The following is an 11,703-nucleotide window of genomic DNA, read 5'->3' as shown; positions in this document are numbered from 1 at the left end:
GGGCCTGCAGCGCGTGCCAGAGCTTCCGCCGTACCGAGGAGCCGGCCCAGTGCAGCGGATGCCGGCGACTCGTGCGGTTGAAGAAGGGCTACTGCCGTCTGTGCTGGCACCAGGCGAGCCAGGACGCCAAAGATCAAGTCACCGTACTGAAGCCATACTTGGAACAGGTGCGGCATCATCAGCTGTTCCTGATCAACCTCCACCGTCCGCGCTGCCCGGGCCCGCCGCGCGGCAAGCGCCGGGGACGGCCCCGGCTTCCCGACCCCGCCCCGGCGCTTCCGTCGGCCTCCGGCTGGGTCCAGCCGACTCTGTTCGAGGCCCGCCGCGACTTCACCCGGTTCGACCGCCGGGAGCACGCGCGGCTCGACAACCCATGGCTGGCCTGGGCCCGGCACGTCGCCCACAGCCTCGGCGAGGCCCACGGCTGGCCCCGAGGCGTTTGCCTGGGCGTCGACCGGGCCCTGGTCATCGTGTTGTCCGGCCACACCGACTGCGACATCATCCGGCACACCGAGCTGTTCCCGGCCCTGCGGCCCCGAGGACTCAGCGTCGAACGCACCGTGGAAGTACTCGACCGCATCGGCGTCTTCCTCGATGATCGGCCGTCCTCCTTCGACCTGTGGCTGGAGTCCAAGCTCGACGGCCTCGCGGCCGGTATCAGGCGCGACGTTCAGGACTGGGCCCGGCTCCTGCACGACGGCGGCACCCGGTCCCAGCCCCGGGACGTGGCAACCGTCTGGGGCTACCTCAACCGGCTACGGCCGGTGCTGCTGGAGTGGTCGAACCGCTACGACCACCTGCGCGAGGTCACCCGCGACGACGTCCTCGCCCACTTGGAAACCGTCCACGGCTCCCAGCGCAAGCACACCCTGGTCGCCCTGCGGTCGCTGTTCACCCGGGCCAAGAAGAACGGCACGATCTTTAAGAACCCGACCAGCCGCATCCGGGTCGGCCAACAGGAGAACGGCGTCATCCAGCCCCTGGAATCCGAGGACGTCCGGTCCTCCGTCGCCGCGGTGACCCGCCCGGCGGACCGGCTGATCCTCGCCCTCGCGGCCGTCCACGCCGCCCGACCCGGTGCGATCCGCCGGCTCCAGCTCGACGACCTCGACATCGGCAACCGCCGGCTCGCCATCAACAGCCGCGTCCGGCCCCTGGACGAGCTCACCCTGCAGACGGCCCTGGCCTGGCTGGAGCACCGGCGACGGCGCTGGCCCTACACCGCCAACCCGCACCTGCTGATCAACAAGCAGACCGCCCTGGAGAGCGGCCCCATCAGCGGCGTCTCCATCTCCACCGCGCTTCGCGGCCAGACCGCAACCCTCGAACGACTCCGCGTCGACCGCCAGCTCGAAGAAGCGCTCGTCCACGGCCCCGACCCGCTCCACCTCGCCGAGGTCTTCGGCCTGGACGAGAAGACCGCCATCCGCTACGCGGACTCCGCCCGGGCCCTGCTGGAGCACGCCGCCGAAGCCGATCCGGCGAGTTGGTCCCGGACTCCTTCCTCTGTCCCCGGGGATTAAAAGATCGTTTCAGAATGACTTTCGAAGGCGCCGGAGGCAGATGATGCTGCAGGCGAGGTCGAGTAGTCCCTGGTGGAGGTCGGCGCGTCGCTCGTAGCGGGTGCGGAGGCGCTTGAACTGGTGGAGCCAGGCGAAGGCGCGCTCTACGACCCAGCGCACCTTGCCGAGTCCGGAACCGTGGGCGACGCCGCGTCGGGCGATCATCGGCTTGATGCCGCGCTTCCACAGCAGGCGGCGGTACTTGTCGAAGTCGTAGCCCCGGTCGGCGAACAGCCGCCGGGGCCTGCGCCGCGGGCGTCCTCGCAGTCCTCGAATCGGCGGGATCGCGTCCAGCAGGGGCAGCAGCTGGGTGATGTCGTGGCGATTGCCTCCGGTGAGCGTCACGGCGAGCGGGGTGCCACAACGGTCCACGATCACATGGTGCTTGGAGCCAGGGCGGGCGCGGTCGACGGGCGATGGGCCGACATGATCCCCCCTTTGAGGGCCCGGACGTGCGAGCCGTCCACGGCGCAGTCGTCCAGGTCCAGCAGGTCCGCGCGGCGCAGTTCGGTCAGCAGTGCGGTGTGCAGGCGGGGCCAGACGCCGGCCTCGGTCCAGTCCCGCAGTCGACGCCAGGCCGTGACTCCGGAGCAGCCCACGGTCTGCGCGGGGACATCGCGCCTGCGACACCGGTCCGCAGCACATAGATGATGCCGGCCAGGGCCGCCCGGTCGGGGACGCGCAGCCGCCCGGGATGGCGATGGCGTCGTTCGGGAGCGGGCGGCAACAGCGGAGCCACCCGCTCCCACAGGTCATCCGGCACAAGATCAACACGCACCCGGACACCCTGCCAACTAAGATTGTTGAGCACAAGAGCGCAGCTCAACTCATTTTGAAACGATCAGTAAGTAATCGACGAGTAAGTTGTCGGAAGTGAGGTGACGTCGCCGGAGGAGGGTCAGCCGGCGGGGTGGCGCTGGCCGGTGCGGCGATCGAACACCCACGAGTGTGCTTCGGGCGGTTCGCCGCAGTCGGTGCAGACGCCGGGGCGCAGGAGCCCCTCGAAGTAGGTGTGAGCGAAGCTGCCGGGGCCGTCGTAGTCGCGTTGCGCGGCTCTCAGGCAGTCCCGGCCGGACCAGCAGCGGCCGCAGCAGTCGTGACCGAAGATGGTCGGGTCCACCTTCTTGCTGCACCCCTGGTGACTGCACACGTAGTAGCCGCCTGCGTGGTTGGTCCACGAGCGGGTGGGTGGATCGGTGTCCTCCTCCTCGACCGCGTCGGCCGAAGTGGCGCGGGTGTTGGAAGAAGCGATGAGGCATCCGACCACCGCTGCCGCCACAGCGCCGATCACGATCACACCCGCTTTGCCACCGGGCCCGAGGCGGTTCCATCTGTCAGCGATACGCTGACGCAGGGGCTTCTCCCTATCGCTGCCTTCTGGCGACGAGTCGAAAGGCCGAGGAGCACCGCTCGGAGAGCGGGATGTTGTATCGTCCGGCGCTGCCATCTGACAGGTCGTCCTCTCTGCTCTGGGAACCGGCAGTTTAGAGGCATGCCGGGCCTTGACTACCTTGCACCGTGGGTCAGAGATAGGGGATACAGGTCGAGTTGGCCGCGAACCCACGGGCCCCTCCCCCAGATTCAGGGCATCGCACCTGCGGGTTCGTGGTGAAGAACCTTCGGTTTCCGTGAACCCACGGGCTTCTGGGGGTCCAGCCAAGGTGAGCCCCAAAGGGGCAGTGGGATGATCTTGGAGGTGTGAGCCCGCCCCCGGGCTTACCACCGAGGGCTTGGCCCTGTCCCGGGTTCCGTTGTTCTGATCCTTCACCAGTGCCGACGCCGCGATGATCCCGCGCGGACGTGTACGGCGCGTCCGGCACGGGTGGGCATCAGGTGGGGTGGGGATGACTTCGATCGAGCGGACCGCGTACCCGCGGTTCAAGCGGCTGATCACCGCGCGCGAGCTGCATGTGTTCTTCACCCCGTCCGAGGAAGAGCGGGCGTGGGCGGGGGAGTCCGCAGACTCCGACGAGCACCAGCTCTTGCTGCTGCTGGCGCTGAAGTCGTACCAGCGGATGGGCTGCTTCCCGAAGGCGCACGACGTGCCGGACCAGGTGATGGAGTTCGTGCGCCGGGCGGCGGAGCTCCCTGAGGACACCCTGCCGGTGTACGGCTCGGAGCGGACGGCCAAGAGCCAGCGGAGCATGGTCCGCCAGCGGTGCGGGATGCGCTACGACGGGCCGGGCGCCCGGGCGCTGGCCGAGGAGACGATACGGGTCGAGGCCGCGTCGAAGAACAACCCGGCGGACCTGATCAACATCGCGCTGGAGAAACCGGTGGAGGCCGGGCTGGAGATCCCCCGGTTCTCCACCCAGGACGCGATGGCCTCCACCGTGCGGGCCCGGGTGAACGAGGAGATCCTGGCCGGCATCCGGGAGCGGATGACCGAGGACGAGCGGGCGCGGCTGCTGGGCCTGGTCGACGTCGTCGGCCTGGACGGGCGGACGCTGTTCAACGCGCTCAAGCACAACCCCGGCCGGGCGACCTGGTCGACTTCAAGCGCCTCAAGGGCCACCTGACGTGGGTCGACGGCCTCGGTGAGACCGGCAAGTGGCTGGAGTCGGTGGCGACGGGGAAGGTCGCGGACTTTGCCGGCGAGGCGGAGGCCCAGGACGCCGCGACGCTCAAGGACTACACCGCCCGCCGCCGGGTCGCGCTGATCGCCTGCCTGGCTGCGAAGGCGAGGATGCGGGCCCGCGACGACCTGACGACGATGTTCTGCAAGCGGATGGCGGGCAAGGCGAAGAAGGCCCGCGAGGAGTTGGAGGAGATCCGGCGCCAGCAGCAGGAGATCGTGGAGAGGCTGGTCGCCAACTACCGCACCTTGCTGCAGCAGGTCGACGTCGGCGGTCCCGCGCAGAGCGCGCGGGCGAAGGCCGCCGCGCTGACCAAGCAGGCGCTGGACGCGCTGGAGGGCCTGGACGAGGAGTCGAGCGCGGCCGAGGCCGTGGCGAAGCTGGAGGGCCGGGTCTCGCCCGCCCTGCTGACGCTGGCCGAGGGGCTGATGGTGCAGGCGAACGGGCTCGCTTCGCTCACCGCGGCGGTGGAGGGGCTTGGCGGGTTCGACGCCCAGTACGCGCAGATCGAGCGGGTCTCCGCGCACCACGGCGACAACTGGGAGGTGCTGCTGCACGGGCACCTGAAGGCGGACCGGCCGGTGATGTTCGACCTGACCGACGTGATCGAGCTGAAGGCGACCAGCGAGGACTCCTCCGTGCTGGACGCCCTCGCACACGCCAAGGCCCACCGGGCGATGGTGCGCGACTTCATCCCCGACCGCGACGCGGACGGCCGCAAGGTGGACGTCTCCTTCGCCACGCAGAACTGGCAGAAGGCGATTCGCGACCGGCGCCGGCCCGGGCACTTCGTGCGCCGTCACGTCGAGGCGATGGTGTTCTACTACCTCGCCGACGAACTCCGCACCGGCGACGTCGCGGTGATCGGCTCGGAGGAGTACGCCGACTGGTCCGAGCAACTGCTGCCCTGGGAGCAGGTGGAGGCCAAGCTCCCGGAGTACCTGGTGGAGGTCGGCCTGGTCGCGCCGGGCGAGCAGGTGCCGTTCGACGGCCGGGCCCTGGTCGCCCAGCTGCGCGGGCGCCTGAGCGCGGCGGCGGCCGCGGCGGACGGCGAGTACCCGGACAACGACGAGCTGTTCATCGATCCCGACTCCGGGGTGCCCAAGCTCAAGGCCCGCCGGGCGGAGAAGCCGCGCCGCAGCGCGCTGGTGCTGGAGCAGGCGATCAAGGAGCGGATGCCTGAGCGGACCCTGCTGGGGATCGTGGCTCGCACCGCGTACTGGATCGAGTGGTGGCACCGGTTCGGGCCGGCGTCCGGCAACGACCCGAAGCTGAAGGACCCGTTCGGCCGGTACGTGATCACGACGTTCGTGAAGGGCACGAACATGACCTTCGCCGAGGCCGCCCGGCATATCGCCGGCGTCTCCGGCCACGAACTGTCCGTCGCGGCCCGGCGGCACGTCACCACGGCGAAGCTGAACGAGGCGATCGGCGACGTGGTGGACCGGCACGCCCAGCTCGACCTGTCCCGGGCGTGGGGCAACGGCACCACCGCAGCCGCCGACGGCACCCACATGGACACCTACCTCGACAACCTGCTCGCCGAGACGTCCGTGCGCTACGGCGCGGTCGGCGGCATCGCCTACCACCACGTCTCCGACCTGTACATCGCGCTGTTCACGCACTTCGTGCCGTGCGGGGTGTGGGAGGCCGTCTACATCATCGAGGGCCTGCTGAAGAACACCTCCGAGGTGAAGCCCACCACGATCCACGCGGACACCCAGGGCCAGAGCTTTATGTGGACAGTTCAAGTTGATCATCCCTCAGCCCGGGGTCTTGCCGTAATACGGCCTGATGGTCGTGCCCAGTTTTCGCTGGATCGACCGAAGGGTCCGGATCGTCGACTCGTCGCTGAGGCCCGTGGTGGTGGACCACTCGACCCCGGACCCCATGAGGTCGCTGACGAACACGATCTCGGCTGCGAGTAGGGCACGGGCCCAGTCGACCTGGGCGAGCGGGACATCGTCGGTGAGCGCGAGTCGCAGCCTGCGGCACTGGTCGAGCAGGTCGCGCTCGTCTGTGAAGCCCATGCCCACGGCGAGTTGATCGCTGGAGTGGGCCGGGCCGCCCCATTCGGCCAGTGCCCGCCGGAGCAGTTTGATCTCGTCGTCGGCGAGCAGTTCGCTTCCCGCCGCCTCGTTTCCCACCATCACCCGGATCCTTCCCATGTCGTCGGGCCGTTGAGCCACCGTGTCGCACCGCTCTACCACGGCCACGCGGAGGAGTATCCGCTCTTTCTTGATCCGCCGTCACGGGGCTCCGCGTTGAAAACCGGGGTCGCCGGGGCGCCCCGGGGCCTGCAGCGAGAGTTCAAATCGATCGACCTCCGGCGATTCGTCAGGGCCGTCAAGCGGTTCGTTGAGGTCGGCAAGCAGCTTCTCGATGCGCTGGCTGGTGCAGCGATGCCGTTCAACCTCGCGGTCCCAGCCGCGCTCGGCTGCGTCCAGGGCGAGGGTTTGTTCGACACGGCGGCGCGTCCGTAGCCGCGGCGCGTAGTCGGGTGTGGTGACGAACTTGGCGCAGGTCAGATAGAGGTCGCACTCGCACGGACCCTCGGCGGGCAGGCGCAGGCACCGGCCGAGTTCCAGCTCGGTCTTCAAGAAATTCGTCTTGAGCCAGTCGATCGAGGTGTCCGGCAGGGCGCCGGTCCTGAGCTCCTCGGCGGCCGGGCCCGCGATCATCGCTCCGGGCCCGAGGACGGCGCGGTAGCCGTGGAGGACCTCCTGGTCGCTGACCTGCGCGTAGACGAGGGCCATGCTCACGGAGGTGTGTCCGAGCACCTTCATGATGGTGTGCAGCTTCGCACCGCGTTCGGCGAGTTGAGTACCGACCGTGTGGCGGAACCGGTGGGCCGAGACGGTACCGCGTCCGGCGCCGCCACGGCCGCCCGGACGGACCAGTCCGGCAGCCTTGCAGGCGTCCTGGATCGGGGTCTCGAACAGGTAGTAGGTCGACAGCAGCTTGCGGTGGCTCATGAACAGGTAGCGGACCTCCTCGCCGGTGCGCTCGTCGGTGAAGGGCCGCTCGGGCGCGTTCTTCCGGAGGTCGATGACCGTCTGCAGGGCGGTAGCGGCGTCCTCGTGCAGCGGGACGACGCGCTCTCGGTAGGTCTTGCGGCCGGACAGCCGCAGCCGCGAGGTGCCGTCGGGGTAGCGGTCCAGGCAGTCGATCGGGAGGCGCTGAATCTCGGTGCGGCGGGCCCCGGGCCAGCGGGCCACCAGCAGGGCGGCGCGCTGGAACGGGCAGGCGAGTGCCTCAATGGCCGGCATCAGCTTGTCGAGTTCATGGTCGGGGATGAAGCGGGGCACCTTCTGGGGGTACTTGGGTGCGTCGCCCGTGCCGATGAGGGTGTGGCCGGGCACGTCGGCGTACTGCCAGACCGCGGTGTCTCGGAAGAACTGGGACAGCCCGGAGATCCGCTGGATCCGCGACATCACGCCCAGCGGCTTACCGGTCCTCTCCGTCGGGGCCTGGGCGATGTGACCGATCCAGCCGAGGCAGTGCTCCCGGGTGACGTCAGCGAAGGTGGTGATCTCCGGATGGTTCTCGCCGAGCCAGACGCCGAACACGCGCACCGCGAGCTCCAGCTTGTCGACCGTTGACGGAGCGTCGGTCAGTTTTCGGGCCGCCAGCCACTTCTGGGCCACCGCCAGCATGCGCGGCGGCAGGTCCATCGGCGGCTTCCACGACGGCATCAACTTGCGAGGCTGGGCGGCCACCTGGCCGCGGTGGAACAGCACGACCTGCAACTGGTGCAGATGCGTCACCCACTGCTTGGAGGCGTTATCGCGGTAGCCCTGCGCCGACGGGTAGAAGCGGTGCAGGTCCTCGCGTTCGCTGAACAACCGGACCGCTTCGAGCGCTTCCGCGATGTGCCCCTCAGTGATGTCCTCGGCGCGCGTCAGGCCGGCGTGCAGGGCTCCGGCTGACCGTCCAGTTCATCGCCTGCCTGGCCGAACCCGCGGCGTATCCGAGCGCGACGGCCTCCTCGATCAGGGCGCCCGTGCCCAGGTCGATGCCCAGCTCGGCGGCCGGGTCGATGACCCGCAGCTGCCCGGCGCCCAGCATCCACGGGTAGTCGAAAGCGATGTGCCCGCGCAGAGCGAGGAACAGCAGGTAGGGGCGGGCCCGGAAGGAAACCGGGAGGGAGGGTGCTGTGTGGGGTTCGCCCGGCAGCCGGCCGACCCGTTCCACCAGCGGGGCAGCGAACCAGTCGGTCATGTTCGGCCAGCGCTGCATGAACACGCGGTAGTGCCGCAGCTTGGCACCGCGGTAGCCCGGGTGGATGTCCTGCCCGTTCACGAACGCGAGGTACTCGGCCTCGGGACAGTGCCTCGCTGGCCGCCAGACACGCTGCGAGGGCACCGCAAGCTGGGCGGCGGTGGAGACCGCTCCGGCCCTCACGTGTCGGCTCCGTCGCGGCCCAGTTGGTCGAGCGCCCTGTGATAGTCGGCGACGACGGCCGGATCGGAGACCCGTAATGGTGGAGTCGGATATTGGAACCTCCGGAATAGGTGGGTCTACTCGTCGAGGTACCGGTGTCTGACGTCGGCAGGCGAGACGAAGAGCTGGCCCTCGCGGACCTGCCACTCGGCCGCCCCATCGACCTCGTGGCTGGCAAGGAACAGGCCCTGGACGAGGTCCCCGTCGTCGTCGGAAGCCGGGATCCGGGCGATTTCTCTGAGCTGGTTCAGGAACCAGTCCAGAGCCGACTCGCGAATGTCGGCGCCGTAGAAGATGTAGTGGGTCCAGTTGATGTGCTGCCGCGGTGTGCCCCATCCGTTGGAGTAGTGATCGTCGGCGTGGGACGAGATGATCTCCTGGATGCTGGCGAGTTGTGTCTCGTTGCACTCCAGCCAGCCTCTGACCGATACGTAAACGCCCATGACATGTCCTTTCTGTAGTCGTCAGTCCTGGGATGTGAGCCGTCGGCTGACGTCGGCCGCGTAGGTGCCCCAGTCGCCGGCTGCGGCTCGCTGCCATTTGACGGCGACGGTGATGTCGATGCCGAGAGTCCGGGCAAGGACTGCGGCGGGGAGTTCGGCGGCGAGCTGGAACAGGGCGGTCGAGCGGGTCTCGGCGAGTCGGATGCCGAGTTTGCGGAGGCGTTCGCCCATGGCCCAGACGCTGATCGGACGGCCGGGCTGGCCGCCGGGGAACAGCCAGGGCGAGTCCATGCGTGCGAGGACGGCGTGACTGCGGCGGACCGTGGCCTGCTGGATGGCCAAGTCTGCGACGAGGTCGGGCAGTTGGACCGGGACTTCGCCGAGTCGGATGCGGACCGCTCCGTCGGTCTGCTCGATGTGGTCGACGGTCAGGCGGGAGATCGCTGCGGGCCACTGGGCATAGAGGAGCAAGAGCAGGCCGGCGAGGCGGTCTTCGGTTCGGATGGTGTCGTCGTGGAGCAGACGGCGGGCCGTGGTCCAGCGGGCCTCGTCGTCCATCGGCCGGGAGGGGCCGTTCCATCGAACGGCTGGGAAGCTGAGGTCGCGGGCGATCTTCTGGGAGAGAGCCCAGCGCACGAAGTTGCCTGCTTCCCGGCGGTGGCGGACGTCGTCGCTGGTCATCCAGCGTTCGAGGTCGATCTGGCGGCAGGTGGCGAGAGTCAGGTTTTGGTCGTCGAGCCAGTCGAGGAGGTGGACGGCTGCCCGCAGATGCTGGCGGACGACCGTGAGCTGGGTGTGCGTGATGTCCTTGCCGCGGCTGCGGCGGCGAAGGCGCCGCAGCAGGTGCCAGGTCGCGTATCGGTGCAGGACCTTGCGCCCCTCGACGGTCGCGTGGGAGGCGACGAGATCTCTGACGTGCCGTTCGAGGCGGACCATCTGCTCGTCCCGCTGTGGGAGCGTGCCGGTGGCCACCAGCACGCTGCGGATGTGCTCGACGACCTTGCCTTCCGGGAGTTCGTCCAGAGCCTCATGGGTCAGCGTGTCAGCGATCACGAAATTCCCCAGCTGGGGTGGTTTCAGCGTCACGCAATTCCCCACCTTCACGGTCACGTAATTCCCCATGGGGACGGTGACCGCGAGGCGGTGGCGCGACTCTCTCCGGCAGCCTGGCTGAGGCCGGGGATCGTTGCCGGGGATGGGTAGGTTTTCCCTGGTTCGGGTGGTTTGAGCCTCTGGTTGTGCCTCACACCGAGTTCTTCTGATTCCCCATGGGCATGGCGGAGTTCGGGTTGAGGGTCGTGGTCATCGCGGAGTCGCACGTGTCCCTCGATCTACGGACCGAGAGGTCGACGGGCACACCGGATGACAAGGAGAACGTTCACCGTGGTCGACATCATCGAGATCTACGTCCACTGGTACGCGGGCCGCTCGAAGAGCCAGCTCGGCGCGTCACTGGGGGTGGACCGCAAGACGGTCAGGAAGTACTTGGCGCCGGCGGAGGCAGCCGGGATCACCCCGGGCGGGCCGCCGATGAGCGAGGCGGACTGGGCCAAGCTGATCAAGAGCTGGTTCCCGGATCTGGCGGACCGGCGGCTGAACCAGCTCACCTGGCCGGAGCTGGACCAGCACCGGGACTACATCAAGAGCCTGCTGGGGACGGTCACCGTCACCACGATCCACCAACGTCTGCGCGACGAGCACAAGTTGAAGGCATCAGTCTCTTCTTTGCGCCGGTGGGTGCACGCCTCGCTGCCGGACGAGGCGGCCAGGTCGCGGGTCACCGTGCTGCGGGACGAGGTCGAGCCGGGTTCGGAGGCTCAGATCGACTACGGGTTCATGGGTCAGTGGACGAACCCGGGCACCGGCAAGCGGCATCGGGTCTGGGCGTTCGTGATGGTGCTGCCGTGCTCGCGGCACATGTTCGTGCGCCCCGTGCTGCACATGAACCAGCACGCCTGGACTGAGGCTCACGTCGAGGCCTTCCGGTTCTTCGGCGGCGTCCCGCGCCGGCTGGTGCCGGACAACCTGCGCACGGGGGTCGACAGGCCCGACCTCTACGACCCGAAGATCAACAGAGCGTATGCCGAACTCGCCACCTACTACGGGGCGTTGGTGGACCCGGCGAGAGCCTTGCATCCGAAGGACAAGCCGCGGGTCGAGCGGCCCATGCCCTACATTCGTGACTCGTTCTGGAGCGGGCGCCAGTTCACCTCCATCGAGCACATGCAGGCCGAAGCCGTCACCTGGGCCCAGAACGTCGCCGGCAGACGCCAGTGCCGACCGCTGGGCGGAGCCAGCCCGCTGTCGGTGTTCGAGGCCGTCGAGGCCCAGGCCCTGCTGCCGCTGCCGGACACGCCGTTCGTGCTGGCCCGCTGGTCCACCGCGACGGTCGGCCCCGACATCCACATCAAGGTCGGCCACACCCTCTACTCGGTCCCCTGGAAGCTGATCGGCCGGCGCGTCGATGTCCGCTCCACCGCGACCATGGTCCAGGTGTTCCACGACGGTGAGCTGGTCAAGACCCACGCCGCCCTCGAACAGGGCAAGCGCACCGACAAGAGCGACTACCCGCCGGAGAAGATCGCCTTCCAGATGCGCACGCCGATCTGGTGCCGCACCCAGGCCGCTGAGGTCGGCGAAGCCTGCGGCATGGTGATCGGCCAGCTGCTGGAGGTCAAC

At 68.8% G+C, this 11,703-nt stretch carries 9 protein-coding genes and 1 pseudogene; 4 read left to right on the top strand and 6 right to left on the bottom strand.

The genetic code is table 11. The features are described 5' to 3' along the window. Window positions 1–167 precede the first annotated feature (167 nt). Window positions 168–1,523, top strand: coding sequence for a hypothetical protein (locus ACFRMQ_RS29335; RefSeq protein ID WP_380733684.1), 1,356 nt, complete (start codon window positions 168–170; stop codon window positions 1,521–1,523). A 9-nt stretch (window positions 1,524–1,532) separates the two neighbouring features. On the opposite strand, the pseudogene ACFRMQ_RS29330 reads toward ACFRMQ_RS29335, so the two are convergent. Both ACFRMQ_RS29330 and ACFRMQ_RS29325 read right to left on the bottom strand, forming a co-directional pair. Further along, a pseudogene (locus tag ACFRMQ_RS29330) lies at window positions 1,533–2,340 on the bottom strand (IS5 family transposase). Window positions 2,341–2,460: 120 nt separating this feature from the next. Further along, the gene (locus tag ACFRMQ_RS29325; RefSeq protein ID WP_380733683.1) at window positions 2,461–2,859 is read right to left on the bottom strand and encodes a hypothetical protein; all 399 of its coding nucleotides are present in this window, start codon (window positions 2,857–2,859) and stop codon (window positions 2,461–2,463) included. A gap of 547 nt (window positions 2,860–3,406) precedes the next feature. On the opposite strand from ACFRMQ_RS29325, the gene ACFRMQ_RS29320 reads away from it, so the two are divergent. Together ACFRMQ_RS29320 and ACFRMQ_RS29315 are read left to right on the top strand one after the other, a co-directional pair. Beyond that, complete coding sequence (locus tag ACFRMQ_RS29320; RefSeq protein ID WP_380733682.1) at window positions 3,407–4,081, top strand: DUF4158 domain-containing protein; 675 nt, start codon at window positions 3,407–3,409, stop codon at window positions 4,079–4,081. Between the two features lie 44 nt (window positions 4,082–4,125). After that, a complete protein-coding gene (locus ACFRMQ_RS29315) occupies window positions 4,126–6,066 on the top strand; it encodes a Tn3 family transposase (RefSeq protein WP_380733681.1) in 1,941 nt (646 codons plus the stop codon). 321 nt (window positions 6,067–6,387) lie between these two features. On the opposite strand, the gene ACFRMQ_RS29310 is transcribed toward ACFRMQ_RS29315, so the two are convergent. From ACFRMQ_RS29310 to ACFRMQ_RS29295, 4 genes are all read right to left on the bottom strand, one after another. Further along, complete coding sequence (locus ACFRMQ_RS29310) at window positions 6,388–7,983, bottom strand: tyrosine-type recombinase/integrase (protein WP_380733680.1); 1,596 nt, start codon at window positions 7,981–7,983, stop codon at window positions 6,388–6,390. A gap of 34 nt (window positions 7,984–8,017) precedes the next feature. Continuing rightward, on the bottom strand, window positions 8,018–8,542 hold the full coding sequence (locus tag ACFRMQ_RS29305; RefSeq protein ID WP_380733679.1) for a hypothetical protein: 525 nt from the start codon (window positions 8,540–8,542) through the stop codon (window positions 8,018–8,020). 116 nt (window positions 8,543–8,658) lie between these two features. Further along, window positions 8,659–9,024: a hypothetical protein gene (locus ACFRMQ_RS29300; protein ID WP_359899282.1), complete on the bottom strand. Its 366-nt coding sequence runs from the start codon at window positions 9,022–9,024 to the stop codon at window positions 8,659–8,661. 21 nt (window positions 9,025–9,045) lie between these two features. Beyond that, window positions 9,046–10,077 carry a hypothetical protein gene (locus tag ACFRMQ_RS29295; protein WP_380733678.1) on the bottom strand — a complete coding sequence of 344 codons (1,032 nt, stop codon included), beginning with the start codon at window positions 10,075–10,077 and terminating at the stop codon, window positions 9,046–9,048. 330 nt (window positions 10,078–10,407) lie between these two features. On the opposite strand from ACFRMQ_RS29295, the gene istA reads away from it, so the two are divergent. Continuing rightward, on the top strand, window positions 10,408–11,703 hold a 1,296-nt coding region (gene istA / locus ACFRMQ_RS29290), incomplete at its 3' end, for an IS21 family transposase (RefSeq protein WP_380733677.1).

This window comes from Kitasatospora sp. NPDC056783, from assembly GCF_042789895.1.
GTDB lineage: Bacteria > Actinomycetota > Actinomycetes > Streptomycetales > Streptomycetaceae > Kitasatospora.
This window is presented reverse-complemented; position numbering and strand designations above follow the sequence as displayed.

Excerpts from the sequence above, each read along its gene's own strand:
- ACFRMQ_RS29320 (WP_380733682.1), top strand. The coding sequence starts at position 3,407 with ATGACTTCGATCGAGCGGACCGCGTACCCGCGGTTCAAGCGGCTGATC.
- ACFRMQ_RS29300 (WP_359899282.1), bottom strand. The coding sequence starts at position 9,024 with ATGGGCGTTTACGTATCGGTCAGAGGCTGGCTGGAGTGCAACGAGACA.